The organism is Rhizobium sp. CNPSo 3670 (assembly GCF_057784555.1).
Window position 1 is genome coordinate 23,784 of record NZ_JBXSOL010000012.1, and the last position, 25,964, is coordinate 49,747.

Annotated in this window: 29 protein-coding genes; 10 read left to right on the forward strand and 19 right to left on the reverse strand. The window is 61.0% G+C overall.

From position 1 onward, the window contains the following. Positions 1 to 382: 382 nt before the first annotated feature. The 4 genes from AC13QO_RS14410 (at position 383) to AC13QO_RS14425 (ending at position 2,497) form a co-directional block, all read left to right on the forward strand. Positions 383 to 694: a DUF736 domain-containing protein gene (locus AC13QO_RS14410; RefSeq protein ID WP_488540956.1), complete on the forward strand. Its 312-nt coding sequence runs from the start codon at positions 383 to 385 to the stop codon at positions 692 to 694. 318 nt (positions 695 to 1,012) lie between these two features. After that, positions 1,013 to 1,177, forward strand: coding sequence for a hypothetical protein (locus tag AC13QO_RS14415; RefSeq protein WP_488540957.1), 165 nt, complete (start codon positions 1,013 to 1,015; stop codon positions 1,175 to 1,177). Between the two features lie 326 nt (positions 1,178 to 1,503). Continuing rightward, a complete protein-coding gene (locus AC13QO_RS14420) occupies positions 1,504 to 1,995 on the forward strand; it encodes a hypothetical protein (protein ID WP_488540958.1) in 492 nt (163 codons plus the stop codon). 328 nt (positions 1,996 to 2,323) lie between these two features. Continuing rightward, positions 2,324 to 2,497, forward strand: coding sequence for a hypothetical protein (locus AC13QO_RS14425; RefSeq protein ID WP_488540959.1), 174 nt, complete (start codon positions 2,324 to 2,326; stop codon positions 2,495 to 2,497). A gap of 33 nt (positions 2,498 to 2,530) precedes the next feature. On the opposite strand, the gene AC13QO_RS14430 is transcribed toward AC13QO_RS14425, so the two are convergent. From AC13QO_RS14430 to traC, 5 genes are all read right to left on the reverse strand, one after another. Next, positions 2,531 to 2,788, reverse strand: coding sequence for a WGR domain-containing protein (locus tag AC13QO_RS14430; protein ID WP_488540960.1), 258 nt, complete (start codon positions 2,786 to 2,788; stop codon positions 2,531 to 2,533). Positions 2,789 to 2,988: 200 nt separating this feature from the next. After that, a complete protein-coding gene (locus AC13QO_RS14435) occupies positions 2,989 to 3,432 on the reverse strand; it encodes a thermonuclease family protein (RefSeq protein ID WP_488541098.1) in 444 nt (147 codons plus the stop codon). A gap of 331 nt (positions 3,433 to 3,763) precedes the next feature. Next, positions 3,764 to 5,740, reverse strand: coding sequence for a Ti-type conjugative transfer system protein TraG (gene traG / locus AC13QO_RS14440; protein ID WP_488540961.1), 1,977 nt, complete (start codon positions 5,738 to 5,740; stop codon positions 3,764 to 3,766). Continuing rightward, a complete protein-coding gene (gene traD / locus AC13QO_RS14445; RefSeq protein WP_488540962.1) occupies positions 5,733 to 5,948 on the reverse strand; it encodes a type IV conjugative transfer system coupling protein TraD in 216 nt (71 codons plus the stop codon). The genes traG and traD overlap by 8 nt, the downstream gene beginning before the upstream one ends. Positions 5,949 to 5,952: 4 nt before the next feature. Next, positions 5,953 to 6,249 carry a conjugal transfer protein TraC gene (traC, locus tag AC13QO_RS14450; RefSeq protein ID WP_488540963.1) on the reverse strand — a complete coding sequence of 99 codons (297 nt, stop codon included), beginning with the start codon at positions 6,247 to 6,249 and terminating at the stop codon, positions 5,953 to 5,955. A 257-nt stretch (positions 6,250 to 6,506) separates the two neighbouring features. Here traC and traA point away from each other — a divergent pair, with 257 nt between their 5' ends. The 5 genes from traA (at position 6,507) to AC13QO_RS14475 (ending at position 13,664) form a co-directional block, all read left to right on the forward strand. Beyond that, positions 6,507 to 9,818: a Ti-type conjugative transfer relaxase TraA gene (traA, locus tag AC13QO_RS14455; RefSeq protein WP_488540964.1), complete on the forward strand. Its 3,312-nt coding sequence runs from the start codon at positions 6,507 to 6,509 to the stop codon at positions 9,816 to 9,818. A gap of 23 nt (positions 9,819 to 9,841) precedes the next feature. Then, positions 9,842 to 10,381, forward strand: coding sequence for a conjugative transfer signal peptidase TraF (gene traF / locus AC13QO_RS14460; RefSeq protein ID WP_488541099.1), 540 nt, complete (start codon positions 9,842 to 9,844; stop codon positions 10,379 to 10,381). Further along, positions 10,371 to 11,537 (forward strand): conjugal transfer protein TraB, encoded by a 1,167-nt coding sequence (locus tag AC13QO_RS14465; protein ID WP_488540965.1) that lies wholly within the window; start codon positions 10,371 to 10,373, stop codon positions 11,535 to 11,537. Before traF ends, AC13QO_RS14465 begins: the two co-directional genes overlap by 11 nt. A 16-nt stretch (positions 11,538 to 11,553) precedes the next feature. Continuing rightward, entirely contained in the window at positions 11,554 to 12,162 is a 609-nt protein-coding gene (locus tag AC13QO_RS14470) for a TraH family protein (RefSeq protein WP_488540966.1), read from the forward strand. A gap of 248 nt (positions 12,163 to 12,410) precedes the next feature. After that, entirely contained in the window at positions 12,411 to 13,664 is a 1,254-nt protein-coding gene (locus tag AC13QO_RS14475) for an ATP-binding protein (protein WP_488540967.1), read from the forward strand. Between the two features lie 268 nt (positions 13,665 to 13,932). Here AC13QO_RS14475 and AC13QO_RS14480 read toward each other — a convergent pair whose 3' ends face one another. Further along, complete coding sequence (locus tag AC13QO_RS14480) at positions 13,933 to 14,172, reverse strand: helix-turn-helix domain-containing protein (protein WP_488540968.1); 240 nt, start codon at positions 14,170 to 14,172, stop codon at positions 13,933 to 13,935. A 228-nt stretch (positions 14,173 to 14,400) separates the two neighbouring features. Between AC13QO_RS14480 and AC13QO_RS14485 the strand changes: the two genes are divergently transcribed. Next, positions 14,401 to 14,718 carry a transcriptional repressor TraM gene (locus tag AC13QO_RS14485; RefSeq protein WP_488540969.1) on the forward strand — a complete coding sequence of 106 codons (318 nt, stop codon included), beginning with the start codon at positions 14,401 to 14,403 and terminating at the stop codon, positions 14,716 to 14,718. Between the two features lie 7 nt (positions 14,719 to 14,725). On the opposite strand, the gene AC13QO_RS14490 is transcribed toward AC13QO_RS14485, so the two are convergent. From AC13QO_RS14490 to traI, 13 genes are all read right to left on the reverse strand, one after another. After that, positions 14,726 to 15,463, reverse strand: a complete 738-nt coding sequence (locus AC13QO_RS14490) for an autoinducer binding domain-containing protein (protein WP_488540970.1) — start codon at positions 15,461 to 15,463, stop codon at positions 14,726 to 14,728. Positions 15,464 to 15,614: 151 nt separating this feature from the next. Further along, positions 15,615 to 16,916, reverse strand: coding sequence for an IncP-type conjugal transfer protein TrbI (gene trbI, locus AC13QO_RS14495; RefSeq protein ID WP_488540971.1), 1,302 nt, complete (start codon positions 16,914 to 16,916; stop codon positions 15,615 to 15,617). A gap of 12 nt (positions 16,917 to 16,928) precedes the next feature. After that, positions 16,929 to 17,366, reverse strand: coding sequence for a conjugal transfer protein TrbH (gene trbH, locus AC13QO_RS14500; protein ID WP_488540972.1), 438 nt, complete (start codon positions 17,364 to 17,366; stop codon positions 16,929 to 16,931). 2 nt (positions 17,367 to 17,368) lie between these two features. Continuing rightward, on the reverse strand, positions 17,369 to 18,181 hold the full coding sequence (gene trbG / locus AC13QO_RS14505; RefSeq protein ID WP_488540973.1) for a P-type conjugative transfer protein TrbG: 813 nt from the start codon (positions 18,179 to 18,181) through the stop codon (positions 17,369 to 17,371). A 16-nt stretch (positions 18,182 to 18,197) separates the two neighbouring features. Next, a complete protein-coding gene (locus AC13QO_RS14510) occupies positions 18,198 to 18,860 on the reverse strand; it encodes a conjugal transfer protein TrbF (protein ID WP_488540974.1) in 663 nt (220 codons plus the stop codon). 24 nt (positions 18,861 to 18,884) lie between these two features. Next, entirely contained in the window at positions 18,885 to 20,060 is a 1,176-nt protein-coding gene (gene trbL / locus AC13QO_RS14515; protein WP_488540975.1) for a P-type conjugative transfer protein TrbL, read from the reverse strand. After that, positions 20,054 to 20,254, reverse strand: a complete 201-nt coding sequence (gene trbK / locus AC13QO_RS14520) for an entry exclusion protein TrbK (RefSeq protein ID WP_488540976.1) — start codon at positions 20,252 to 20,254, stop codon at positions 20,054 to 20,056. Before trbK ends, trbL begins: the two co-directional genes overlap by 7 nt. Continuing rightward, entirely contained in the window at positions 20,251 to 21,054 is an 804-nt protein-coding gene (gene trbJ / locus AC13QO_RS14525; protein ID WP_488540977.1) for a P-type conjugative transfer protein TrbJ, read from the reverse strand. The genes trbK and trbJ overlap by 4 nt, the downstream gene beginning before the upstream one ends. After that, complete coding sequence (locus tag AC13QO_RS14530) at positions 21,029 to 23,482, reverse strand: conjugal transfer protein TrbE (protein WP_488540978.1); 2,454 nt, start codon at positions 23,480 to 23,482, stop codon at positions 21,029 to 21,031. Before AC13QO_RS14530 ends, trbJ begins: the two co-directional genes overlap by 26 nt. Positions 23,483 to 23,493: 11 nt before the next feature. Continuing rightward, positions 23,494 to 23,793 (reverse strand): conjugal transfer protein TrbD, encoded by a 300-nt coding sequence (locus tag AC13QO_RS14535; protein ID WP_488540979.1) that lies wholly within the window; start codon positions 23,791 to 23,793, stop codon positions 23,494 to 23,496. Then, positions 23,786 to 24,112, reverse strand: a complete 327-nt coding sequence (locus AC13QO_RS14540) for a TrbC/VirB2 family protein (protein ID WP_488541100.1) — start codon at positions 24,110 to 24,112, stop codon at positions 23,786 to 23,788. Before AC13QO_RS14540 ends, AC13QO_RS14535 begins: the two co-directional genes overlap by 8 nt. Before the next feature lie 46 nt (positions 24,113 to 24,158). After that, positions 24,159 to 25,130 carry a P-type conjugative transfer ATPase TrbB gene (gene trbB, locus AC13QO_RS14545; RefSeq protein ID WP_488540980.1) on the reverse strand — a complete coding sequence of 324 codons (972 nt, stop codon included), beginning with the start codon at positions 25,128 to 25,130 and terminating at the stop codon, positions 24,159 to 24,161. A 3-nt stretch (positions 25,131 to 25,133) separates the two neighbouring features. Beyond that, positions 25,134 to 25,760 carry an acyl-homoserine-lactone synthase gene (gene traI / locus AC13QO_RS14550; protein ID WP_488541101.1) on the reverse strand — a complete coding sequence of 209 codons (627 nt, stop codon included), beginning with the start codon at positions 25,758 to 25,760 and terminating at the stop codon, positions 25,134 to 25,136. Positions 25,761 to 25,964: the final 204 nt, after the last annotated feature.

Sequence of the window (25,964 nt, forward strand, 5' to 3'; positions counted from 1 at the left end):
CCAGGTAACGGGCTTCCCGTCGCGAATGTTCCAGTACGGCAGTGCGGTGACGTGTGTCGCCATCATCATGTTCCTCCCACCGCAATTACGCGCGCGTCCTCCGCGGGCTCGATGAGGCATGTCTGATCGGAGAGCGGCTTCGCCTCGATCGTCCTCCCGCAACGGCTTGCCGCAATTTTCTGACCCCTGCCGGAACCCACCCCACTCGACAGGTCGAGTGGGACCCCAGGTCGCCGTCATTCCTCGCCAACTAACAAAATTGCGACTTGCCGCCCTCCACGTTGTTCCGGCCCTATGGGTGCGGTCCGATCGTCCCCGATCCTTGCGACAGCCATCGAGGCCGCGAAGGGCGCGGCCCGAAACAAACGAAAGGAACATGACAATGGCAACCATCGGCAACTTCACCTCCACCGAAAACGGCTTCAACGGCTCGATCCGCACGCTTGCCCTCAACGTCAAGGCCCGCATCGCCCGCGTCGAGAACCCCTCCGACAAGGGACCGCACTACCGCATCTACGCCGGCAACGTCGAGCTTGGCGCCGCCTGGCAGAAGCGCTCCACCGAGACGGACCGCGACTACCTCTCGGTCAAGCTGGACGACCCGAGCTTCCCCGCCCCGATCTACGCGACCCTCACCGAAGTCGAAGGCGAGGACGGTTACCAGCTGATCTGGTCCCGCCCCAACCGGGACTGAGACCCGGGCAAGGCCCCGCCGCGACGCGGGGCCAAACGGCCCAATTGGGAAGCCGGCGGCGGGCATCGAGCCCGCAGCCGGCATTTTGGGTGCCATACGGAACCGGAAATGTCTGCTCAGAGAGACCAATTGTGCCGTGGCGGAATGGCGGCCTCAAGGACGAGCGGTTCCCCCAATTTTCAGGCGCCGGCCTGCGGCCATCACCAGAAAATCGGCTCCCCCATTCGCCGCCGCCGGCGGTCGCTGGCGCGATCCCTGACCCCGCCATCCCGCCACGCCCCGCGTCGTCGTCTTTCACGAACTCATGGAGATGAGACGATGACCATCGAACAGCACATCGAGGAACTGCGCCTTGAACTCAACAACACTTTGGACGCTGCCGAGCGCCGCGAGATCGAGGCAGAGCTTCAACTCGCCCAGGCCGATCTGGCGGTCATGCTTGCCGAACAGTACGGTGTCATCGAAGCCGAGCCGCCCTTCTGAGGGAGGCTCTTTGTTGCCGCCTTACGAGCCGGACCACCGGATCGACCGGCCGGTCCGGCTGTCATGGATTTCATCCCTCGACACTCCCGCCGGCTCACGCCGGATACGGTCGCGTCCCCAGCGGGGCCGCGGGTCTCTTCTCTCTGTGACGTCCTATTTTACTCCAGCAAATCCGGCGTCAAGGACGGCGCGGTCTCCCCCAATTTTTCCGCCGCTGCGCTTCCCGAAAAAATCGGGTCCCCCGCTTGCAAGCCGCTTCCCGCGGTCCTTGACCCCTCTTTGCAACAGAGTGGCCGATCTCCGTCATCAACGAAGGAGATCACATCATGACAACCGATCAGCACCTCATGCTCTACACCAAGCTTGCCGGCTTCCGGCTCGTCGTCCTCGCAAACCGCTTCGGCTGCGACAGCGATTTCTCGCGAGACCTTCATGATCGCCTGGTCGAGGGACTCGAGGCGGCAATTGCTCGTGTCCGGGCCATCATGGCGCTGGAGCGAAGCGTTCTCGCTGGAGACGATGAGTTTGCTGCATATCAGCTGGAAGGGGAGTGCGAGATATTCGGGCGCTTTTCCATCAATTTGCTGGACGATCTCGAAATCGATTTCGGCACGCACGAATACCGCATCAATGGCAGCGGTTGGATCAACGCCTTGACGGCGGACTATAGTGGCGTCGAAATCGACTATCCCGAACTGGTCGCGCTGACCGAGGAGGAATTGGGTTCGCTGGCGCCGATCATCAAAGAAATCACACGGGAAACCGGGATCGCCGTTTATGCGGTCCGCACGGTTCACGCTTGGTCCACAGCGTCATGATCAATCCTGAAGCGCGTTCCAATTCATCGAGGGGCTGAGCAGCGGCGACTGAAATTTCCGAGGAACCGTCGCGATCGCAGCGATGGCGATCAGTTGCACCTCTCTCTTTCGACCCTTCCGTCATCTCTCATCGGGGATGTTGCAGCCCGTTCGTCATGACGCAACCTGGCGCCGCCAGAATTTTCCCCGCCGCACTGCTGCTCCTCGCGAAACAAAATTCAGTCGGCGCCAGGTCCTCCACATCCGTTGCGGCCCTCTGGGTGCGTCCCTCCTTTCCGGTCTGCCGGCTATCCCCCTGCGATGACCGCATTTCGAAAGGAGAAACGCCATGCAACAACTCGCTCAATTCCTCGCCTCTACCGGCCGCCGGCTTCGCGCTCTTGGCAAGGTGATCAGCCACTTCTTCTGCAAGGGGAAGCTCGGCCTGAAGCTCGCGATCAAGATCCCGTTCTTCGTCGAGATCGAAGTGTCCTTCGAGACTGATTGGAAGCGGCGCCGATGAAGCGCCCGGGAGGCCCGCTCCGGCGGGCTTTTGCTATGTCGACTTTGAGGCGCGCGGACGATAGCCGCGCTTGCGTTTTTGTCGGAGCAGATTGAGAAACAGCTCGACTGCTTCCTCTTCTCGGCCGAAATGATGCACCATCATCTGCCCTTTGGTTCCGATGCGGCCCCACTTCCGCAACAGGCAGATGTCACCGAACAGGTTGGGTTCGATCGACATGGCATAGTAGCGCGCCATGTTCATGGAGGCGTCCGAGCGCTCGACATAGAGGTGGTAGGGTTGCGAGATCATGGTCAGAGAATCGCCGATCCGGGGAATCGCGTCCAACGACACTTATGAATCGGTCGGCATGGATTGATTCACATCGGTGATGATATCGAAAAGGTCGTCGCAGGCTTGGGCGAGGCGCCGTTGCGCACGGCTCTACTCGCTGCGCTCACCGAAACCCGCGAGAGGGTTTCGGCCATCCGGTGACGATCCTCTCGCGGAGCTCAGCCGCACCATCCGTGTCTTGCGCCGTCCCAGCGCCTGGCAAGGCCCTCGTTGACGAGAGTGTCTCCGAGCGATCGCCCCGACCGTGTCACAGTGCGGAGCTTGCGGCCATACTTGTCTTCGTCGCGTTGGCCGGCCGAAAGCGAGAACGTGCCGCCATTGAGCAGCGCCAGCAGGCGGGCTTTCGCGGCCTCGCCTTTGATCCTTTCTGCCTCGCAGCGCGGCGGGCTGAGCTCCGGCGTGTCGATATCGGCGATGCGGATTTTCTCGCCATGGAACCAGAACGTGTCGCCGTCGACAACGCAGTTCACATGACGATCGGCACCGCAGATCAAAAACGCGGCCGACAGGGAATCCGATGTCGGTGCCTTGGCCGGCGCGAGGAGGCCGTTGACATCGCCGGCGCCGCGAAAGGCGAACCACCCTCCTCCTGCAATGATCATAGCGGAGAGGATCACGATCAATGGGTTGCGCAGGCGGCTCGGTGCCGGTCGACGTGACTTGCCCGGCTTTCTGAATGGAACCACATTCGATTTCGTCAACCTTCGGTCCTCTCCTGTTTCCCTCACGCTATCCCGGCTTCGGTTTCATCCGCGTTTACGGGAAAGGGGCTTCATACGGTGTGCGAGGAGCGGGGCGCAGTCGGTCCCGCCTCCCCTTCGGGCCACTATGTTGAGGCTCCTGCGGCTGCGCTGTTTCCCGCCCCTCGCACGACGAGAATTCCCGAAATCCCGCCCTGTCGTGCGGCCGCTATGCTGATTTCTCCGATACTCTTCATATTTCTGGATCGGCCTTGCTCGCTATGCTGCGCGCCGGCTCGATCAGAGAAGCGTCGGGTGTCTTTCCGATCATATGAAACCTGTTCGTTCCGACGCACGCCTTCATGTCGTCGCGGCGGAACCAGATCGCGCGGCCGCATCTCAGCGGCGCGTTTCCGGCCGTGAAGACGATCTGCTCATCGCCCCGCATCCGAAGAACTTCGTGCGGCTGGATCAGCGGCCGCGCCGCCAACTGTTTCGATCTCGTGCGCGAGGATCCTTTCGCCTGGGAACTGCGGCTGACCTGGTCGATCTCGACGGTCGTCATGCCGCAGCGGCGGGAAATGTAATCGGCGGTTTCCGGGTCGTTGATCGCCGCGAAGCTGATCCAGCTCGCGCTCTCGAACCATTTGCTGGCCGCATCGCGACCACCATAGGTTTCGCGCATCTGGCCGATCGACTGGTAGATCATCAGGAGGGTGATGCCATACTTTCGGCCGGCGTCGCGCGCCGTCTCCAGGATGCGCATGTAACCGAGCCGCGCAACCTCATCGAGGAGGAACAGCGCCCTGCCGTTTGTCGACCCATCACGATTGTAGATCGCATTGAGATACGAACCGATGACGACACGCGCCAGCCCGGCATGCGTCTCCAAAGTCTTGAGATCGATGTTGATGAAGACGTCGGTGTTGCCGTCGGCAAGATCGCCGGTTGAAAATGTATTGCCAGACACGAGCGCCGCATAATTCGGGTACGATAGCCAATGGGTTTCCTTGATCGCATTGGCATAGACGCCGGAGAAGGTTTCGGGCGTCATGTTCACGAACGCCGCCACATTCTCCTTGACGAAATCCGAGTCCGAATTGTCGTAGATCTCCTGCAGGCGCTGGCGCAGCTTCGGCTCCGGCTCGGAGAGATTGGCGCGAACCTGGCGCAGCGTCTGGCTCTCCTTGACCGTATGGCCGGACAGGCAAACATCGGCGATCATCGCCGTCAACAATTGCAGTGCCGAGGCACGGAAGAAATCGTCGCGCACACCGCGCGCGCCACCGCTATCGCTCATGATCCATGAGGCAACGGAGGCGATGTCCTCTTCCTTGGTGCCACCGAATTGCCCAACCCAGTCGAGCGCATTGAAACCCGTTTCCGGTCTCTTCGGATCGAGGATGAACAAGTCTCGGTTCGCGCTCGTTCTGTGGTTTGAAACCATCGGCGCCACCTCGTTCGACGGATCGAGAACGATCAGGGATCCGCCCCATTTCAAAGCGGTGGGGATCGTCACCGATGTCGTCTTGAAACCACCGGAGCCGGCAAACACGATGCCGTGCGACGAGCCGAAGGAACCGTCGAAGCAGAGGAGCGGCGACTTGCCGCCGACGCCCCATGTCTCCGGGTCGTCGGTGCGAAACGAGCGAGCCGCCACACTGTCCCGGTCAACGCGATACTGCTCGCCGATCACGATACCGCCGGTGTTCGCAAACAGCTTCGCCGCGTCCTGCATTTTCATCCAGTCGGCTTCGCCATGCAGTGCTCGCTTGCCGCGGATGCGCTTGGGCTCGGCGCTGGCGAATGCCGCGTTGCCGACTAACGCGACACGCAACGCGAAGCACGCTGACATCGCCGCCGCGCCCGCGCCGGTCAGCGTCGCGGGATCGACATAGGAGAGAATGGATTTGCCGGCCGGAACTTGGTTTCCGAACCCCGACAGCCTGACTGCTTCGCGAATGATGGCGACGATGATGGTCGCCATTCCTCCGGCAACGACGCCCCATGCCGCCGTCTTGATCCAGGTCGAGCCCGCGGTTGCAAACAGGAAGACAATGCCAAGGATTGCCGCGGCGACATAAGGCAGCGCAATGCCGGCTCGGCCGAGCGTCAGCCGGGCAGCCTCCGTCTTTCCGAAATCGGACAGCCAGTGTTCGGTGCCACTCAAGCCTATGGCGGCGAGGATCATCAGCGCTGCAGGGGCGATGAAGAGAATGATCCTATTCATCGCTCTTCCCGAAGGCATCCGCGCCGATCGCCAGCAGCCGTGCTCGTTCCACCTCGTCGGCTTTCAAGCGCTGGCTCAAATCGATCAGTGCGCCCAGCAGCAGCGCGCGCTTCTCGTAGCGAAGGCCGGCCTTGACGATCAGGCCGCCAAGCTCGATCTTTTCCCGCGTGTCTTGTCTGCGGGCGTCGGATGTCGTCGTGCGCGCCATCCGCTCAAGCCTCAGCAGCTCCGCCCGCAGGCGCGCCAGCCGGGTTCTGCGTGGACGGTGCGCTGCTTTCGCCGACGCCTGATCCCCTCTTCCCTCCGGTCGTACGAACCTCGCCTCCGCGAAACCGCTTCGCCAGATCTTCGAAGGCTGCCTGCAGCTCGGCTTCGTCGATCTCGATCTCGCCCAGTCTCGCCTTCAGCGCGATCCGGCCGATGCGCTCGGCCTCGCGTGTCTCGGCGGCCTTGAGCTGCTCCTGGAGTTTTGCGATCTCGTCCCGGATCTTCGACGCTGGTTTTTTCATGCCCGTGAGGTCCTTTCATGCCGTTTGAAGTCGTCAACGGCATGAGATTCCATGAGATCGGCGTGCCGATCTACTAACAGAAATGCGAGTTGGCGCAGCCAACGCCTTTGAGCATGATCCCGGCCGTTCCGAAGGAGCGGATCCGAAGGGCGCAATTATACGTCGCTGGCGCGACGCCCTTGCTGAGGCCCTGTCCGGGCCTGCCGCTCTTGGACAGAACCTGTTGATTTTGTTCGCATCCGGGAAAGAATTCCGCCGTGGCCGTCCCTCATTTCTCCGTCAGCGTCGTCGCCCGCGGCTCCGGCCGCAGCGCCGTCCTGTCGGCAGCCTACCGGCATTGCGCCAAGATGGAGTTCGAGCGTGAGGCGCGCACGATCGACTACACCCGAAAGCAGGGACTGCTGCACGAGGAGTTCGTCATCCCGCCTGATGCGCCTGATTGGCTGCGCTCGATGATCGCGGATCGTTCGGTTTCGGGCGCTTCCGAAGCCTTCTGGAACAAAATCGAGGCCTTCGAGAAGCGCTCGGATGCCCAACTCGCCAAGGACGTCACGATTGCGCTGCCGATCGAACTCACTATGGAGCAGAACATCGCGCTCGTCCGGGATTTCGTGGAACGGCACATCACCTCGAAGGGCATGGTGGCCGATTGGGTCTATCACGACGCTCCGGGCAATCCGCACATCCATCTCATGACGACCTTGCGGCCGCTGACCGAAGACGGGTTCGGCGCCAAGAAGGTCGCGGTGCTTGGACCGGACGGCAATCCGATCCGCAACGATGCCGGCAAGATCGTCTATGAACTCTGGGCTGGTAGCACCGACGATTTCAACGCGTTTCGCGACGGATGGTTTGCCTGCCAGAACAAGCATCTGGCATTGGCGGGCCTCGACCTTCGCGTCGATGGGCGGTCCTTCGAAAAGCAGGGGATCGATCTCGAAGCGACCATCCACCTTGGCGTCGGCACCAAGGCGATCGAGCGGAAAGCCGATGTTGCTACGAAGCCGGTCGAGCTCGAGCGCATCGAACTGCAGGATGCGCGCAGAGCCGAAAACGCGAGACGGATCGACCGGAGCCCGAAACTCGTCATCGACCTGATCACGCGTGAGAAGAGCGTCTTCGACGAGCGTGACGTCGCCAAGATCCTGCACCGATACATAGACGACGCGGCCCTGTTCCAAAGCCTCATGCTCAGGATCATTCTTCACCCCGAGACCTTGCGCCTCGCGCGCGAGCGGGTCGACCTCGCCACCGGTTCCAGATTGCCCGCCAAATACACGACGCGCGAAATGATCCGGCTGGAAGCGCAGATGGCCAATCGCGCCATCTGGCTATCGCAACGGTCGTCACATGGCGTGCGGGATACGGTGCTCGCCGCGACTTTTGCCCGTCATGACCGCCTGTCGGATGAGCAGAAAATGGCAATCGAGCACGTGGCGGGCGCCGAGCGGATCGCCGCCGTGATCGGCCGCGCCGGCGCCGGAAAGACGACGATGATGAAGGCCGCCCGCGAGGCGTGGGAAGCCGCCGGCTACCGTGTTGTCGGCGCAGCACTAGCCGGCAAGGCGGCTGAAGGCTTGGAGAAGGAAGCGGGCATTGTCTCGCGCACCCTTTCATCGTGGGAGCTTCGCTGGAACGAGGGGCGAAACCAACTCGACAGCAAGACGGTCTTCGTCCTGGACGAAGCCGGCATGGTGTCGTCGCGGCAGATGGCGCTGTTCGTCGAGGCGGTGACGAAGGCCGGCGCCAAGCTCGTTCTCATCGGCGATCCCGAGCAGCTTCAGCCGATCGAAGCCGGCGCCGCGTTCCGCGCCATCGCCGATCGCATCGGCTATGCCGAACTCGAAACCATCTATCGCCAACACCAGCAATGGATGCGCGATGCCTCGCTCGACCTGGCGCGCGGCAAGGTCGGCAAGGCGATCGACGCCTACCGGGCAAACGGCAGGGTGATCGGCTGGGATCTGAAGGCCGATGCGGTCGACAATCTCATCGCCGCCTGGGACCGCGATTACGATCCGACGAAGACGTCGCTGATCCTCGCCCATCTGCGCAGGGACGTGCGCATGCTGAACCACATGGCCCGCATCAAACTGATCGAACGCGGGATTCTTGCTGAAGGGTGCATGTTCAAAGCCGAGGACGGCGATCGCAACTTCGCCGTCGGCGACCAGATTGTCTTCCTCAAGAACGAGGGCTCGCTCGGTGTCAAGAACGGCATGCTGGCCAAAGTCGTCGAGACCGCGCTGGGCCGCATCATTGCTCAGATCGGCGATGGCGAGCAGGCGCGCCAGGTGCTGGTCGAACAGCGCTTCTACAACAATCTCGATTATGGCTATGCCACGACGATCCATAAGAGCCAGGGCGCCACCGTGGATCGGGTCAAGGTGCTGGCGTCGCTCTCGCTCGATCGGCACCTGACCTATGTTGCGATGACCCGTCACCGGGAGGATCTCAGCGTCTACTATGGCCGAAGATCCTTCGCGAAAAACGGTGGGCTGATCCCGCTCCTGTCGCGCAGGAATGCGAAGGAAACGACGCTCGACTACGAGAAGGGTGCCTTCTATCGACAGGCGCTTCGCTATGCTGAAACGCGCGGTCTCGATCTCGTCAGCGTCGCTCGCACGCTGCTTCGCGATCGCCTGGAATGGACGGTCAGGCAAAAGCAAAAGCTCGCCGATCTCGGTGCCCGCCTCGCTGCCGTTGCCGGAAAGCTCGGCCTCGTACGTGGCTCCAAGCAATCCCCAACCCAGAACAGTGCCAAGGAGGCAAAGCCCATGGTCTCGGGCATCACGACCTTTGCCAAATCGTTCGAGCAGGCGGTCGAGGACAAGATCGCTGCCGATCCCGGTTTGAAGAAACAGTGGGAAGAAGTCTCGACCCGCTTCCACCTCGTCTACGCACAACCGGAAACTGCGTTCAAGGCGGTCAACGTCGACGCAATTCTGAAGGACGGAACGGCAGCAAACGCCACCATTGGCAGGATCCGAGATCAACCGGAAAACTTCGGCGCGCTGAAAGGCAAGGCGGGTCTGTTCGCAAGCGGCACGGAGAAGCAGGAGCGCGAGAAGGCGCTGACCAACGCGCCGGCCCTTGCCCGAAACCTGGAACGCTATCTGCGCCAGCGGGCGGAGGCCGAGCGCAAGTTCGAGGTCGAGGAACGCGCCATCCGTCTCAAGGTCTCGATCGATATCCCGGCGCTCTCGCAAAGCGCCAAGCAAACGCTGGAACGGGTCCGAGATGCTATCGATCGAAACGACCTCCCGGCCGGATTGGAATTTGCGCTTGCCGACAAGATGGTGAAGGCGGAACTGGAAGGTTTCGCAAAAGCGGTGTCGGAGCGTTTCGGCGAGCGGACCTTCCTGCCGCTTGCTGCGAAAGAGCCCAACGGACAGACCTTCAACGCGGTCACCGCGGGGATGACGGCCGGGCAAAAGGCCGAGGTGCAATCGGCCTGGAATTCCATGCGCACGGTGCAGCAGCTTGCCGCACATGAACGCACGATGGAGGCGATGAAGCAGACGGAAAGCTTACGCCAAACCAAGAGCCAGGGGCTCTCCCTGAAATGACGGCACCACTGCTTGCGCGGGGAATGGCAGGTTCTCAAAGGACGAACGCGGTCGTGGTCCTGCTCGTGACCGCATCAATCGTTGGCGGCGGTGTCGCTGCCGCCATGTCGGGTGGATATCGCATCAATCTGACCCCGAGCGAACCCCTCGGTCTCTGGCAGATCGTGAAGCTTAAGCGTCCAGCGGCCGTCGGCGATCTCGTCCTCATTTGCCCGGCGCAAACGCCTGTCATGCGCGAAGCGAGACGGCGTGGCTATCTCCGATCAGGAACCTGCCCGGGCGGTATCGCGCCACTCATCAAGACGGTCGTTGCCGTTGCCGGGCAGCATGTCGAAATCGGCGCAGAGGTCGCGATCGACGGGCATGTGGTCGAATCCTCCGAACTGGCCCAGCGCGACGGGAAAGGTCGGCCGATGATGCCATTTCCTGGCGGCGTCGTGCCGGAGGGAAGTGTCTTCCTCCATTCATCGTTCCACGGTTCCTATGACTCCCGCTACTTCGGTCCCCTGCCCGCGTCCGGAATTCTCGGCCTGGCGCAACAGGTTCTCACCTATGCGCCATGATCGACTTCAGCTTCCACTGTTGGTCGGCGCTTCGATCGCCATCGGCATCGCGGCATGGAGTGGCTATGTATTGCTCCTCCCCGTTGCGTTGGCGTTCCCAATCTTTTGGTCGCTGGCGCGGACGCGGATAACGGCGGCGGCGGTTTCCGCCGGCTATTTCCTGGCCGCGTCCCGCGGCCTGCCGCAAGGTGTCGCGGCCTTCTATTCGTCGGATCTCTGGCCGGGCCTGCTGCTCTGGTTCGTTGCGTCCATCGGCTTCGTCCTCGTGAACACAGTCCTATGGACGAAGTGCGTCAGCGCTCGTCCCCTCCGCTATCTCGGTACGTTGCTTCTGATGGCCATTCCACCATTCGGCATCACCGGCTGGGCGCATCCACTGACGGCCGCCGGCGTTCTTTTCCCTGGATGGGGATGGTGGGGATTGGCTGCTACGACAGCCGGCCTCATGGGCCTCGTTATCCGCATGTGGCCGGCTGTCGCAATCGCCCTTGTTGGGTTTTGGGCGTGGTCCGCCGCAACCTGGGACCCGCCGAAACTACCGGAGGGCTGGCGCGGCGTCGATCTCGAAATGGGCGCTTCACTGGGTCGCGACGTCAGCATCGAGCGTCACCGTGATCTGATTGCCACGGTGAAGGATCAGGCTTCCGGCGGCGCGCGCACCATCGTGCTTCCGGAAAGCGCCTTGGGCTTCTGGACACCCACCGTCGAACGACTTTGGGTGCGCGCGCTGCAGGGAACGGACGTCACGATCATCGCCGGCGCGGCGATCGTCGAGGCGGGCGGATACGACAATGTCGTGGTCTCCTTATCGCCGCGCGAAGGTGTTCGGCTTCTCTATCGCGAGCGTATGCCGGTCCCCGGCTCGATGTGGCAGCCCTGGCGCCCCTTGCTCGGCCAGAGCGGCGGTGCACGCGCCCACTTCTTTGCCAACCCGGTCGTATCGATCGGCGCAACCAAAGTCGCGCCGCTGATCTGCTACGAGCAGCTGATTGTCTGGCCCGTCCTGCAGTCGATGCTCTCGGATTCGGACCTTATCGTCGCCGTCGGAAATGGATGGTGGACCAAAGGCACATCCATTGTCGCCATCCAGCGGGCGAGCATCATCGCCTGGGCAAAGCTCTTTGCCAAACCGCTTGTTCTTTCCTTCAACACCTGAAACCCGAGGAGACGTCATGCTGGACGCTGCCCTGATCAAAGAATGCGCGGATCCTTCCCTGAAGCCGGCGATCGTCGAGCAATTCGTCTCCGCCGCCGGATCGCCGGATCCGCTTGCGGTCACCGTCAAATCGGGCGGACGTTTGATCCTCGTCCCAAAGGCGGCATCGGCCGACGAGGCGATGGCGATCGTTCGCCAATATGTCGGCAAAGCCGTGGTGCGCGTAGGGGTTACGCAGTTTCCGGCCGGCGTGGGAGTCAAGGATCCGGACGATCTCAAGCTGGATCTGGTCGACCCGTGCGAAAACCTCCGCAAGGGAACGGCGATGTTCGCCAAGATCCTCCGGATTGTGACCAAGTGGTACGGAAACCCCAAGAGCGAGGAGGTCTTCCCTCAGATATTCGATGACGCTGTTTACGCCTGGAAAACGGGCGAGTTCGAGGGGGAGAGCGTGTTTCAGGCAGTGGATCCGGGCGGTGCGGTAGCCGAGCAGCCCAGCAGTGTTGTCCCGAGCGAAACGTCGACGGAGTCCGATCAACCTGTCGAACCAGCTGAGTCTTCCCAATCGAAGGTACAAGACGCAGGTATCCGGATCGACCTCTCTCGGATCGGTGGGCAGCGCTAACGTTCGGTTCGCCCCGTCCATGCGGGTCCCGAGGTCTATTCAAGTTAGGTTCAATGCAGAGAATTAGTGGGATTCAAATGCATGATATTAGTGTAATTTCCGGGGATTCTGGTCCGCGCCGGCACCCCTGTCATTTGACAGGGGTACGACCAGAACGAGGTTGCCCTGCTTTTAACTAGCCGTCATGTAAATTAAAATCAGCCGGACGAATACTTTAAATTCGCCGAGAAATCAGTTAATGATAGCCGATGACAGACTCGCCGCCGCCGAAAAAGCTGATTGAACGCAAAGCCCGACCGATCGTCGAAACTGCGCTGGCTGACACACGAGTCGTGCTCATCGCCGGCCCGCGGCAGGCCGGAAAGACGACCCTTGCGCGACAGGTCTCTGGCTCCGATCGTCCATTTATCACCCTCGACGATGTTGGTACGCTGAATGCAGCAAGGACCGATCCGATAGGCTTTATCCGAGGCATCAAACGGGCCGTGATCGATGAGGTGCAACGAGCGCCTGAACTGATACTGGCGATCAAGGAAAGCGTTGATCGCGATGACGAGGCCGGGCGGTTCTTGCTTACGGGCTCAGCCAATCTGGCCACCGTTCCGGCGATTGCAGACTCGCTCGCCGGTCGTATGGCGGTCGTCCCATTGCTGCCATTTGCCCAATCTGAAATCCGATCCACCCCGGGTCGTCTGCTGGATCGGCTGTTCGCCGGCGAGAAGCCTTCCGCTGGGGCGGACGCCGTCATTGGCGACGACTTGCTGTTGACGGTGCTACGGGGCGGCTATCCAGAAGCTTTGCGTCGGCCGACGCCCGGCCGGCGGACTGCTTGGCTGGAAGATTATGTGAAATTGATCCTCGACCGAGACGTGCGTGATATCGCCAACATCGATCAGTTGGACCGGCTTCCGCGGCTGCTCGATGTCCTGGCGGAGCACGCCGGGCAATTGGTCAATCATAGCAGTTTCGGTGCGGCGCTCGGATTGTCGAGCGTCACCGCACAGAAATATGTGGCCATCCTCGAGCGCCTCTTTCTCATCAGGACGCTTGTTCCGTGGTCCAACAACCGCTTGAACCGGCTCGTCAAGACACCGAAACTTCACTTTCTGGACTCGGGCTTGCTTGCCACCTTGCGCGAAGATGAAGCGGATGCGTTACGCGACAACAAAAGTCGTTTTGGCGCCCTGCTTGAAAGCTTCGTGGTGTCCGAACTGCTGAAGTTGGCATCCTGGTCAGACCGGCGCTTGTCATTCTCGCACTACCGGACGAGAGACCGAGATGAGGTCGATGTCATCATCGAGGATCGTCGCGGCCGGATCGTTGGGATAGAAGTAAAGGCGTCAGCAACGGTGAAGTCTGACGATTTTCGCGGGCTACGCCAGTTACAAGATGCGGTCGGCGATCGTTTCGTGCGAGGGCTCGTTTTACACGACCACGACCGAGTGACGCCATTTGGAGAAAAGCTCCAAGCTGCCCCGCTATCGCTTCTATGGACAATGTGAGCCGGAAGCGAGCAGCATCGGGCGGTCAGGGGGCCGGACTATTCGCTCATCCTAGTTCGATCTGTGATCGGCAGGAGCACCAGTGCGGCAAGCCTAGTTTTCCAGATCGCGAGAGCAAGGGTAGCAGAGGTGACCGATTGAAAGTCAGGCCATGGCCAATTGAAATTCACATGGCGGCCAATTTAAAGTGTTCACCTGCGAACGGACCGCATTTTCGGTATGAACGATGATCTCGAAGGACCGGGAGACCCTTGGGCCAGCCGCTTCGTCAGTCAGATTTCATATCGATCCCGGCGTCATCGGTCGGCATGACGAGATCGACATGGCTGACATCCAGCGCTCGAGCGAGTTCGTAGAGGGTAATGATCGACGGGTTGCGGCGACCGTGTTCGAGACCGCTGAGATACTGCTGGCTAATGCCCGATCGTGCCTCGACCTGCTCCTGAGTCAGGCCTTTCTCCCGACGCAGGCGCGCGAAGTTCGAGCCGACCAGTTTGCGCATATCCATGCGCGGAAGATCGTCGTTTACACACTTTAAGTTTATCAACTATAGTATGTAAATGCACTTCTGGCGCCATGACTCCTGCCCTTTGCGAGAGGCACGAAATTGGTTAGTAGTCGCACGGTGCGCGATGCACCTCGGGCAAATTTGGGTCGAAGTACGGCTTCGGCCTCCTGGATGTCTCCGCGAGTTGATGCGTTGACGGACCGCAAGGGGCGAAAGTTGGTGGATAGAGTGGGCGCGAAACGCAACGATCTCGTCGCGGGTGACAAGTTGGTGTTGAGGCCGCTTATCGGCTTGATGGATGGCCTCCGGCCCGACGAAATCGAGCGGTTCGTCGTCGAAGAGATCGAGAAGCATCGTCGCCTGCGCGACGAAGCGGTCCGGCTCGAAACCCTCCTGGACCCAGAGACAGACCAAACCGAACTCACCGAAGACAGACGGGCGTACATTTCGGCGATGATCGCCGTCCACGCGCAGCAGACGGTCGTATCAACGCTTCTCGATATCCTCGGCTACATTCCCGAAATTCCGAAAACGACGCCCCACTGAGTCCGCTTTAGATCAAGCCGAACTCTTTCGCCAACGCGGTCGCCTGCGGAAGGGTCGAGGCTCCGAGTGCGCTCTTGGCGTTACGCAGGAAAAAGCAGACGTTCGAATAAGTCGTGTTCTCGATGATGGCGATGGCCTTCATCGATTTTCCTTCGGCTGACCATCTGAGGCAGGTGAGCTCGTCGGATTTCAGGCGAATGTTGCTGCGACGCGTGGGCCGCAGCCGCATCAGTTCCAACCGGGAATGCACCTGACCGAAGGACGCCGCGGCGCCGACGGGATTGAGGGCCTGTGCTTCGGCGAAATCCACTTCGCTCGACGCAAGCGTGAGCATCGCCATCCGGCCGAAGCCGGTCTTGATGGGAATAGTAATCCCCGACCGGATCCCGAACTCGGCGGCCTCGCCGAAGAATTTTCGCCGCTCCTTGCTCGTTCGGCCGGTCGCGACATTCGACCAGGCAAAGGCCTCTTGACGATCTCTGGCTGTTCGAATGACGGGATCGATGGACGCATAGCGGAGATCGAAATACCGCTGCTGCCATTCTTCCGGGTAGTTGGAAACAGCCGTCTGAGTGTCCGCCTGGAAACTGAGATAGGCGTAGGCATCGAAGCCCGCGTCAAAGGTCAACTTTTGAAGTGTCGACCTGACGGTGGGCTCATCGTGCGCGATCGCGACTTGCTCGCTCAAACGCTCAAACCACTGATTCAATTGAAGGCCTCCAAGCAACTGGACGCGATGCGTCAAATTCCTGATCGGCTGCTTAGGTGCGTGCGAAAGGCAGATGATTCAAGTGTGGTCAAATGAGAAAGTTGACTGAAGGCAGAAAGAATCTCCCTATGTGTGGTTGCTGCACAACAGAAAATACACTCCCGTGAATCGACGTGCCGCCACCTGCTCAGCGCGAGGGGTAGGCGGCCGGCAAAGTGATGTCCTGATCAACCAGAACATTGAAACGATAGCCTGGTCGAACGTTGATCGTCGGCTGCACATTGAGGTTCTTCGAGATCGTCTGCTCGGCGACGCGGCCGAAACTCTCGGCGAAGTTCCGTCGTGCAGCATCCGAAGCTGTGTCCTGTGTCGCGAGCGTAGAACTCTCTGGCATCGACATATCGATACCCGTTCCGATCAGCGCCACAAGTGCCGCCGAACTCCACGTGCGCCAGAGATGCCGATCGACCTTATCCTTGAAGCCGCCATAACCTTCCGCATCCGTGCCGGCCATGCCGCCGATCTGCAGGGTCGAGCCATTGGGGAAGATCAAGTCGGTCCAGACGACCAGCACCCGCTCTTGCCCGAAAGAGATCTTGGAATCATAGCGGCCGAAGAGCTTTGCCCCCTGCGGAATGAGGAGGCGGTAGCCGGTCGCGCTGTCGTAGACATTTTGGCTAATCTGCGCGGTGATTCGACCGGGGAGATCGGAGTTCAAGCCCGTGATGAGCGTCGCGGGAATGACAGATCCGCGCTTCAGCTCGTAAGGCGAGAACTGCGGCACGACCTTGTTTGGGAGATAACCGAGGTCCTTGATGTCCTGGTTGAAGAAATCTTCCTTCGAGGCTTGAGCGTTGGGATCGACGTTCTGGCCCATGAGGCCGGAGTTCATGGCAGCGGCATAGAGGTCCGAGGCGTTGCTGGCTGTCGCAGTCGTCGTCTGCCGGCCCGTGTCTGAGGCGTTGTTGGCGGCCTTCTCGGCGTCGGAAACATCGACCTTTAAGGGCGAGTCCAAAGCCGTTGCGCGCGCCTGCAGCCGGGCCATGCGCTGGCGCTGGGCTTCGCGGATATACTGTTCGTCCTGTTCGCGCTTCAGCCGGGCCTTCCATTCCTCTTCGGACTCGAGCCTGGGTCGCCGATCTTGCTGTTCAGTCGGCCGGCGCTCGACCGCGGGCTCCTGTTTCTCGACCTTCTGCTCTGTGACAGGCGTCGGTTGGAAAGTCTCGCGTTCGAGTGGCTCTCCGATAATTCCGTCGGTCACACCGCGTTTGAGCTGGTCGCCGAAGTTGGTGGCGGGCGTGTTGGAAGCACTATCGAGATCATTGCTGCGGTTGAAGGGCAGCCCACGCAATGACAGCCCGATAACCACCACACCGACGAACAGCGCGACGACGATGATGGCGACGATGATCGGCAATCGATTGAGGCGACGCATGCCGGACTGATCGTCGGCCTGAGCGGAGGCACCAAGTTGGAGCGACTGAACCATTTCTCGCCTCCGTCAGTTGCGCTGCATGATAGAGATTGGGCTCGCCGGCGTGGCGCCGGCCGCCGATGTCGAATAGGCCCGCCCAAGCGCGACGGATGGAGTCGATAGCCTTGCAAGCACCTGACCGTCGGCGCCATCGATCGAATATCCGAGCTCGACCGGTTTGACGTCCTTGCGGACCTTGCCGTCGGTGATGACGGTGTAACCCCAGCCCTTCAGCGCCGCTTCGAGTGCCACCGCGAAATCGGAAGGGTTCTTTTCCATCTTAAGCGTCGTCGTGCCGGCGGGGCCTATTTGCTCCGCGAGCCGGCTCGCCATGTCACCAGCAATGGCACTGGCGGCCGGGCCGGCGACGGAGACCGGTGTGGAACTGGTGGCCAATCCATCCTCGGCCGTTTGGCAGCCGGCAAGAAACGTGGCCGCGATGATGAAAACGACAAGCTTGCCCATCGTCAGCCTCCCCGCCGGATGGTGATTTTCTGCTGGCGCCAGCCAACGCCGGAGACGAGGATCGCCTTGTCGACCGCGTAGTCGACGATCATCATGTCGTTCGTCATGCGGTAATTGACGATGCGGTTCTGGCCGCCCGAGATGACGAAGAGCACTGGTGCATCCTGCCCCGAGATCGATTTCGAAAACTGGATGTAGGTTTTTGTGCCATCCGAATAGACGCGCTTAGGGCGCCAGGGCGCGCTGCCGCTGATCGAATAGGAAAAATTCAGCCTGTCGGGTGCCGTCCCGGGGATGCCGCCGGTCTCAAGCCGGGAATTGATATCGGCGAGCTTGGTCGAGACGTCCTCGGGATATTCGAAGCCGACACGCGCCATGTATTGGCTCGGATGGGACTTGAGCTGGATGTGATAGGTGCGCCTCGAGGTCGTCACCACCATCGAGGTGACGAGACCGGATTCTGATGGCTTCACGATCAGGTGGATTGCCTGGCCGCCAGTCGCGCCCGACGTCGCCGGTTCGACCTTCCAGCGGACAGTGTCTCCGACCAGGACATCGCGGACGATCTCACCGCCCTGCAGTTCGATGTCGCAGACCTGCAACGGCGAGCAGACGACGGAGGGCTGCGTTTCGCCGAACAGGAAGATCACCTTTCCGTCCGGTCCCGTGGTCACCAGGCCCGAGGTTCCTCGCCACTTGCTCGATAGCCTTGTGGCCTTGACCTCCTCCGTCGTCATGCTTTGGGCTTGAGCGCCCATCGCAAGAACGAGTCCGGCCATGCAGCCGGCGGCTGCGATCAATCCTGTTCTGTGCATTGAAAAACCCCTGCCCTTAAAGCTGTGCTGTCCAGTCGAAATCCCGGACATAGAGACCGATAGGATTGAGGCGGATGGTCGCCTCGTCCTGCGGTGCGGTCAGCGCCACCGTCGCAATCCCGCGAAACCGGCGCGTGCCGGTTTCTTTGCCCTTGCGATCCCGCTCATATTCTGTCCAGTCGATCTGATAGGTCTGGTTCGAGAGCGCCACGATGTTGTTGACCTCGATGGCGACAGTTGCGGATTTTGCCCTCTCGAAAGGCGAGTTGCCCCGAAACCACGAATTGATTTTCTCGGTCGATGGATCGGAAGTCCGAAGGAGCGCGTAGGTTCGGTCGATATATTGCTTCTGCACCACGGCGTCGGGTGTGATCGAGCGGAAGCTGGTCACGAAATTTCCGAGCGTCGAGCGCACCACCCGCACATCTGCATATTCGATTTGTTCGGGGAAACCGGCGGTCACGGCAGTGCCCAGTTTGTCGACCTGGACGATATAGGGCACGAGCTTGACCTGGGTGCTGAGATACATCGAATATCCGAAGCCGATGACCGCCATGGTGAGGCCCAGAATGCCGACGATCCGCCACGCGGCGGCCGCCTGCACATGGGAGCCGTATCGCTCGCTCCACTCCTGGCGTGCGGCAAGATAGGGGTTTTCGGGGGCGCCGTTCGCTGCCATCGATCCATCACTTTCTGATTGCTGTTAGTCTTTTCTTTCAGGAGGCGGCTTTGGTCCGCTATAGCCACCGCGGCTCTCGTCCAGCTTGGCGTTCGCGAGTCCCAGGATCGAGCCTGCGTAAGCGCCGGGAGAGCCGATTGCCTTCTCCTTCGCCGCAGAGCCGGCAGCTTTGCCCGCCGATCCAATTCCGGCGCCAATGCCTCGCAGAGCCGCGCCCGCAACGGAGGAGCCGGCAGCACGCGCAGCTTGTCCCGCTGCAAAGCCGGCGCTGGCAGCGCCGCCCGCAAGGAAGCCTGCCCCCGCGCCGAACGACGCCGCCTGGCTGCCGTGGCGGATCGCCTCCATGCCTCCGGAAACCGAAGCCCCCTGGACAACGCCCTGGATAATGTTCGGCACATACATGGCGATGATGAACACCACGACGGAGATGCCGGCGATCGCCAGGGTCGTGACGAATTGATCCGAAGAAGCGGTTGGCGCATTCGCGAGCCCCAGCAGGACCTGCGATCCGATCTTGGCGATCAGCACCAATGCCATCAACTTCATGCCGACGCCGAAGGCGTAGACGAGATAGCGGACCGCGAAGTCTTTCGTAAACGACGAGCCGCCCAGCCCGAGCATGATCATGCCGGCGAGCAGGCCGACATACATCTCGACCATGACCGCCACGAAAATCGCCGCAACGAGGGAGAAGGAGATGACAACGACGCACATTGCCAGCACCGCGGCGATCGCCAGCGCATTGTCCTCGAACACGCCGAACTGGGCCTGCTGCGACATTTGCGAGGCGACCCGAATGCCGGCGTCGAAGATCTCGGCGGGGGACGCCGAACCGCCGCCGGCGCCGATCTGGAAAAGGCTGTCGACCACGGCTCGCGCGAAGGTCGGACCTTGGGTGAGGACGAACGCGAAAAACCCGATGAACATGATCCGCCGGACCAGCTCGGCAAACCAGCTATCAAGTGACGCGGCCTGGATTGCGAGCCAAACGGCCGCGATGCCGATCTCGATGGTGGCCAGGATCCAGAACAGCGATTTGGCCGCGTCCATGATGGTGTTTTCCCATCCCTTCGCAGCCGTCGAAACCTGGTTCTCCAGTTCGGTGAGGACCTGTCCCTCCTGCGCGAAGGCGGGAGCTGCCAATACGAGGCAAAGGAGGCCCGCGACCAGGAATGACCGTTCAAGATTGGATTTCACCATCTTGGACCCATCTCCTGGCCATCCTTGATCGGCGGCAGTTCTTTGTTCGAGCCGAAGAATTTTTCTCTGGCAACGCGTTGGGCGTCGGAGAGTGGAGCTTTGTCGGTATCTTTCGAATTGACAATCAGCACTGTCGCTGCAGACGAAAGGGCAGCGACAAGAACGAGCAGGGCGACGACGAGGGAGCGGCTCACCAGCGAGGCTCCATTTGCTGGCCTTCCGGGATTGTCTTGACCTCCGCGTTGAAGAACTTTTCGCGCCGAGCCTGGGCCAGATCCTTGTCTGTCTGTTCGGTCTGGAGCCAGGTGCCCATCATCGTCATTTGCTGCGAGACGAGGCCGCGGAGCTTTTGCATTTGCGCGACCTGCTGCGCAGCGATCTCGTGGCCGACCTGCAACGCCTTCATCTGCCCATCTGATGTCTCGGACATCGACCGCAGCGAGGACATCGTGGCTTCTTCGCTGTCGAATTGCTCGTCCGTCAGGCTCGCGGCCTTCAGCGTGCTCGCTATCGTGTCCCGATTGGTGTCGGACCAGGTCTGATAGTTTGAGGAAAAACTTGTCGCGTTTGGCAGGTTGGTCTTGAGGCTCGAATAGCTCTGGAAGCGCTGCTGCAGCACATCGTCGGCATTGCCCATGGAAAACGAAATGCTCTGGCCCTGATCGACGATGCTGCGCAACTGGTTGAGGTCGCTCTCGACCTGCCCCCACATATGCGACGGCAGCGTCGCCGTGTTCTGAAGCAGGTTCTGATAGATGTTTAGCTGCGTTTCGATCTGTTGCGCGAGCTGACTGATCTGTGTGAGCTGGTTCTGAACCTGCTCGCCGGATTTTCCGACCAGGGCGACCAGTTCACTGTTGTTGAGTACCTGCGTCCACTCGGTCGCTGCGCCCGTGGCGGTGCCGGCGTTCACCGGCGCGGTACTGCCGATCGCCAAAGCGACGGCCGCAAGAGCGGCGAGCATTCTATTAGGCGTTGAGCAGCGATGCGGCATCGTGAACTCCTCTCATCTGAAGCCAATCTATCGGCCAGTCGAGGCCGCGTTCTGAATGGAGCGCGCGGATGCGCTTCAAGTCTTCCTTGCCAGACGCGCCGACGAAGCTCAGCGCCACCGGGCCGAGCGCCATGTCGAACAGCCGCCGGCCTTCGGGGCTGACGACGTAATATTCGCGCTTGGGAAGCGCGTTCGAAACGATCTCGATCTGGCGCGCATTGAACCCGATCCGCTCGTAGAACTCGCGGGTGCCGGGTTCGCGGGCAGCACCGTTCGGAAGGCAGATCTTCGTCGGGCAGGATTCCTTCAGCACGTCGATAATCCCGGAACGCTCGGCGTCCGAGATCGATTGAGTGGCGAGCACGACCGCGCAGTTCGCCTTACGGAGCACCTTCAGCCATTCACGGATCTTGGCTCGAAACACCGGGTGGCCGAGCATTAGCCAGGCCTCATCCAGCACGATCAGGCTCGGCGAGCCGTCGAGGCGTTTTTCAATGCGGCGGAACAGATAGGTGAGCACAGGCACGAGATTGCGCTCGCCCATGTTCATTAGCTGCTCTATCTCAAACGTCTGGAAGGCGCCGAGCGTCAACCCATCCGTCTCGGCGTCGAGAAGCTGACCCATCGGGCCGTCGACGGTATAATGATGCAGCGCATCCTTGATCTCGCGCATCTGCACGCCACTGACGAAGTCCGACAGCGACCGCCCGGGCGCGGTCGCCATCAACCCGACCTGTCGCGAGATGGCGTTACGATGATCGGGCGTGATGGCGACGCCCTGCAGCGCCACCAGCATTTCGATCCACTCCGTGGCCCAAGCCCGGTCCGCGTCGGTGGCAAGGTCCGAGAGCGGGCAGAAGGCCAGGGCCTTCCCCTCCTCCCAATTGTCGCCGCCGATCTCGTAATGATCGGCGCCGGCAGCCAGCGTCAGGGGCAGAAGCGAACTCCCCTTGTCGAAGGCGAAGATCTGGGCTCGGTCATAGCGCCGGAACTGCGCCGCGATCAGCGCCAGAAGGGTCGACTTTCCCGATCCGGTCGGCCCGAAGATCAACGTGTGCCCAACGTCATCGACGTGCAGGTTGAGCCGGAACGGCGTAGAGCCACTTGCGACCTGAAGCAGCGGCGGAGAATTCAAAGGATAGAACGGGCACGGCGCGACCGGATTTCCCGACCACACCGAGTTCAGTGGGATCAGATCCGCAAGATTGCTGGTGTTGATCAGCGGCTCGCGGATGTTGGCGTACCAGTTCCCCGGCAGGCTGCCGAGATAGGCATCTGTCGCATTTAGCGTCTCGACCCGCGCCCCGAATCCTTCGGCCTGGATCAGCCGACGGATCGCCTCTGCCTTTTCCTGCAGGGCCTCGCGGTCGCCGTCGAAGAGAATGATCACCGGCGTGTAGTAGCCGTAGGCGACAAGCTGCGACGATGCTTGGGCGATCGCATCCTCGGTCTCCGCCACCATGGTCATGGCGTCCTGATCGACCGACCGGCTTTGCGTCTGGAACAGCTGGTCGAAGAACGGCCGAACCTTCTGCTGCCATTTCTTGCGGGTCCGCTCCAGCTTTTGGCGTGCTTCTTCCGCGTCGAGGAAGATGAAGCGTGATGACCACCGATAGGTGAGCGGCATCAGGTCGAGGCTATTGAGGATGCCCGGCCAGCTCTCGGCCGGCAGTCCATCGATTGCCACAACGGCGAGGAAACGGTTCTCAACCTTCGGGGTCAGGCCATGCTCAAGCTCGGCGGTAGCGACCCAGTCGAGATACATAGGGGCATCGGGAAGTCGGATCGGGTGGTTCTCGCCAGTAATGCAGAAGCGGACGAACTGCAGCAGCTCGTCATAGCGAGCGAGACGCTCCCCTCCCCTCTCGCGGACCTCCCGCGTTTCCATCCGCCGGATCGAAAGGGTGTTCGCGAAATATTGCTCGACCTCGCGGATGGCGCTCTTGAAGATGAACAGCACCGTGTCCGCATAGGTCCTCTTGCGGCTCTCTTCGTCGGAATAGATGTATTTGCTTAAAGCCGTCTTTTTGGATTCGAGCGGCCGGTGGGTGAGGATCAGCGCGTGCTTGCTCTCGAAGTGTCCCCGCTCGCGCTCGAAATGCGCCCGGCGTTCCGCGTCGATCGCGCGCGTCACCGCATCGGGGAAATGGCAGCGATCCTCTGAGGGGTAGTCGAACGTCGGAATGCGGACGGCTTCGACCTGGATCATCCAGCCGCTTCCAAGGCGCGACAGGATGGCATTGATCTGCCGCGACAGTTCGTTGCGTTCGAGGTCGGTGGCGCTTTCGGAATCCGGCCCGGCAAAATACCAGCCGGCCATGAGGCTGCCGTCCTTCAACAGGAGCACGCCGTTGTCGACCAGACCCGCATAGGGGACGAGGTCGGCGAAGGATGGACCGGTGGCCCGGAAGCGCTTGAGAGCGACCATGCCAGCCCTCCTCAATAGCGCCGCCACGGAGACGTGGTCGCTTTGTAGTAATGCTTGTAGGAAATGTGCCTGATATAGACCTGCCGCATCAGCGGATCGGATTTCGCCATCATCCTCAGCAGGCCGACAATGAGGATCCAGACGGCGACGCCGAAGAGTGCCGAGTAAAAGGTCAGCACCACGAAAATAAGGATGACGGCGGCAAGACCCGTGAGCAGCACCAATTCTCGGTCGGCACCCATCAGCAGGTTCGGTCGCGACAGCGCGCGATGGATGCGGTTGCGTTGCAGCCCGGACAAGGACTCAGCCATGAGTCCCCTCCCCCTCGCCCTTTTGATTGATGGACATTGCGCTCTCGTTGGGAAGCCCGATCGAGGCGCCGGTGGCGCCGAACAGGCCGACGATGTTGGTGGCCCCGAGCAGGATGCCGGCGACGAGCACGACATAGACGAGCCGTCGCGCGAAATCGTTCAGCTCGCCGCCGAATATCAGCATGCCGCCCGCGATCGCCACTGCCGCAAGCGCGATGGCGCCGGCGACCGGACCGGTGATCGATTCCTGGATCTGCTGCAGCGGCCCTTCCCATGGCAGACCGCCGCCGCCGGAGCTGGCCAAGGCGGGTGACGCCATCACGGCCACGCCGACGGTCAGGAGACTGATAGATCGAAGAGACCGGTTAAGCTGCATCGCGCGCGTCCTCTGCATAGGGTTCGACTTGGTATAGGCCGCCGGCAAAGCGGCTTACATGGAGAATTTCGGTGACCCGCCGCCCCTTAGGCGTCCTCTCGATGAAAATGATGAGATCCACTGCGTCGCCGATCACGGCCTGCATCGGCTGCTGGCTTGCCTCGGCGGTAAGCTGCTCGAGGCGCTGCAAGGCGGAGCGCGCCGTGTTCGAATGAATGGTGGCAATCCCACCAGGATGGCCGGTGTTCCATGCCTTCAGCAACGTGAGCGCGGCTCCATCGCGAACCTCGCCCACGATGATGCGGTCTGGCCGAAGCCGCATCGTGCTCTTCAGCAGGCGAGACATATCGACGGTGTCGCTCGTGTGGAGGCAGACAGCATTGTCGGCGGCACACTGGATTTCTGCGGTATCCTCAAGAATGACCAACCGGTCGTCGGGCGCCTGAAGAACAATCTCCCCCAGAATCGCGTTCGTCAGCGTCGTTTTGCCCGAACCCGTGCCGCCTGCGACCACGATGTTGAGTTTCGAGGCGACGGCGCTTCGAATCACTTTTGCTTGCTCGGCCGTCATCGTCTTGCACGCCACGTAATCGTCGAGCGGAATCAGCCGTGACGCGCGCCGGCGAATCGTGAACGACGGACCGGCGACCACAGGCGGCAACAAACCTTCGAAACGATGCCCGCCGATCGGAAGCTCCCCCGAAACGATGGGGCTTTCATCATCGACTTCGGAATTGAGAACATGGGCAACGCTGCCGATGACTGTCTCCGCCGCTGCTCGTGGCATCTCCCCTGCGGCGGCGATGCCGTGCCCCAAGCGTTCGATGAAGAGCTTTCCGTCCGGATTGAGCATGATCTCGACGACGCTCGGGTCCTCGAGCGCGACGCACAGATGATCGCCGAGGGCGTTCTGGAGCTTGGTCACCAAACGCGGAAGAGAGCGATGTTGTAAGGTCATCATTTCTCACGCAGCCTTCTGTTGGAGGGTCATGAACGAAGAGCGATAGTGTTCAGGGCGGAGACGATCGAAGCTGGCTTGGTCGGCGACCAGGACACCCGCGACGCTGTGCGTTTCGTTGATCATCTTCGGGTCGCCGAGCCGCCGCAGTGGCCAGCCAGCGCGCTTCAGGATTCGTTCGAACCGCACATCGGTCGCGGTGGCGATTTCGGAATAGCCGTTCAGCATCGACCATTCGACGATGCCGGCAAACATCGCCAAAGTCGCGTTGTGAAGTGAGCCTGCCCCCCTTCCCTCGGCGAATGCAGTATCGACGCAAAATCGCGAGCTTTCGATCATGCGGCTATGTGAGATAAGCCGGCCAGTTTCGAGCAACTGCGGGAAAACAGTCTGCAGCATCGTCGTGCCAATTGCCGGCAGTAGCCGGGCGCATCCGACAACCCGCTCCTCCGAGGTCGTCGCGAGTACGTAAGTAGGTGAGAGGGCGTCGAATTCGTCGAACTCCCTGCCCTCGAAGCAATGGACTTTCCATGAAAGTCGCCCTTCGAACACTGTTGCACGAAGGCGGTGCATTTGGTCGAGCAGCTCCAAATCTTCTGGCGACTTTGCGTTGCGGATTGCCTTTAAGTGCATTGAAGAGCCTCTTGCTTGAATCAACGCAGGAGGTGTGCACGTGGGGGAGCAGGCGATCTACTAGCAGAAGTGTTAGCAGTGATTCTGTGGGTAACAACCTCGCTGAGTTCGCGCCGGCTGTTCGAAACGCATCGAAATTACTATCAAAAGTGTTAGTAGGCTTTTAGGCGCATTTGAGCTGCATGCTATCTATCCCGATGGAAT

Bases quoted from the DNA above. Each gene is read 5' to 3' on its own strand.
- AC13QO_RS14410 (WP_488540956.1), top strand. From the start codon at position 383: ATGGCAACCATCGGCAACTTCACCTCCACCGAAAACGGCTTCAACGGC.
- AC13QO_RS14415 (WP_488540957.1), top strand. From the start codon at position 1,013: ATGACCATCGAACAGCACATCGAGGAACTGCGCCTTGAACTCAACAAC.
- AC13QO_RS14420 (WP_488540958.1), top strand. From the start codon at position 1,504: ATGACAACCGATCAGCACCTCATGCTCTACACCAAGCTTGCCGGCTTC.
- AC13QO_RS14425 (WP_488540959.1), top strand. From the start codon at position 2,324: ATGCAACAACTCGCTCAATTCCTCGCCTCTACCGGCCGCCGGCTTCGC.
- AC13QO_RS14430 (WP_488540960.1), bottom strand. From the start codon at position 2,788: ATGATCTCGCAACCCTACCACCTCTATGTCGAGCGCTCGGACGCCTCC.
- AC13QO_RS14435 (WP_488541098.1), bottom strand. From the start codon at position 3,432: ATGATCATTGCAGGAGGAGGGTGGTTCGCCTTTCGCGGCGCCGGCGAT.
- traG (WP_488540961.1), bottom strand. From the start codon at position 5,740: ATGAATAGGATCATTCTCTTCATCGCCCCTGCAGCGCTGATGATCCTC.
- traD (WP_488540962.1), bottom strand. From the start codon at position 5,948: ATGGCGCGCACGACGACATCCGACGCCCGCAGACAAGACACGCGGGAA.
- traC (WP_488540963.1), bottom strand. From the start codon at position 6,249: ATGAAAAAACCAGCGTCGAAGATCCGGGACGAGATCGCAAAACTCCAG.
- traF (WP_488541099.1), top strand. From the start codon at position 9,842: ATGGCAGGTTCTCAAAGGACGAACGCGGTCGTGGTCCTGCTCGTGACC.
- AC13QO_RS14465 (WP_488540965.1), top strand. From the start codon at position 10,371: ATGCGCCATGATCGACTTCAGCTTCCACTGTTGGTCGGCGCTTCGATC.
- AC13QO_RS14470 (WP_488540966.1), top strand. From the start codon at position 11,554: ATGCTGGACGCTGCCCTGATCAAAGAATGCGCGGATCCTTCCCTGAAG.
- AC13QO_RS14475 (WP_488540967.1), top strand. From the start codon at position 12,411: ATGACAGACTCGCCGCCGCCGAAAAAGCTGATTGAACGCAAAGCCCGA.
- AC13QO_RS14480 (WP_488540968.1), bottom strand. From the start codon at position 14,172: ATGGATATGCGCAAACTGGTCGGCTCGAACTTCGCGCGCCTGCGTCGG.
- trbI (WP_488540971.1), bottom strand. From the start codon at position 16,916: ATGGTTCAGTCGCTCCAACTTGGTGCCTCCGCTCAGGCCGACGATCAG.
- trbH (WP_488540972.1), bottom strand. From the start codon at position 17,366: ATGGGCAAGCTTGTCGTTTTCATCATCGCGGCCACGTTTCTTGCCGGC.
- trbG (WP_488540973.1), bottom strand. From the start codon at position 18,181: ATGCACAGAACAGGATTGATCGCAGCCGCCGGCTGCATGGCCGGACTC.
- AC13QO_RS14510 (WP_488540974.1), bottom strand. From the start codon at position 18,860: ATGGCAGCGAACGGCGCCCCCGAAAACCCCTATCTTGCCGCACGCCAG.
- trbL (WP_488540975.1), bottom strand. From the start codon at position 20,060: ATGGTGAAATCCAATCTTGAACGGTCATTCCTGGTCGCGGGCCTCCTT.
- trbJ (WP_488540977.1), bottom strand. From the start codon at position 21,054: ATGCCGCATCGCTGCTCAACGCCTAATAGAATGCTCGCCGCTCTTGCG.
- AC13QO_RS14530 (WP_488540978.1), bottom strand. From the start codon at position 23,482: ATGGTCGCTCTCAAGCGCTTCCGGGCCACCGGTCCATCCTTCGCCGAC.
- AC13QO_RS14535 (WP_488540979.1), bottom strand. From the start codon at position 23,793: ATGGCTGAGTCCTTGTCCGGGCTGCAACGCAACCGCATCCATCGCGCG.
- AC13QO_RS14540 (WP_488541100.1), bottom strand. From the start codon at position 24,112: ATGGCGTCACCCGCCTTGGCCAGCTCCGGCGGCGGCGGTCTGCCATGG.
- trbB (WP_488540980.1), bottom strand. From the start codon at position 25,130: ATGATGACCTTACAACATCGCTCTCTTCCGCGTTTGGTGACCAAGCTC.
- traI (WP_488541101.1), bottom strand. From the start codon at position 25,760: ATGCACTTAAAGGCAATCCGCAACGCAAAGTCGCCAGAAGATTTGGAG.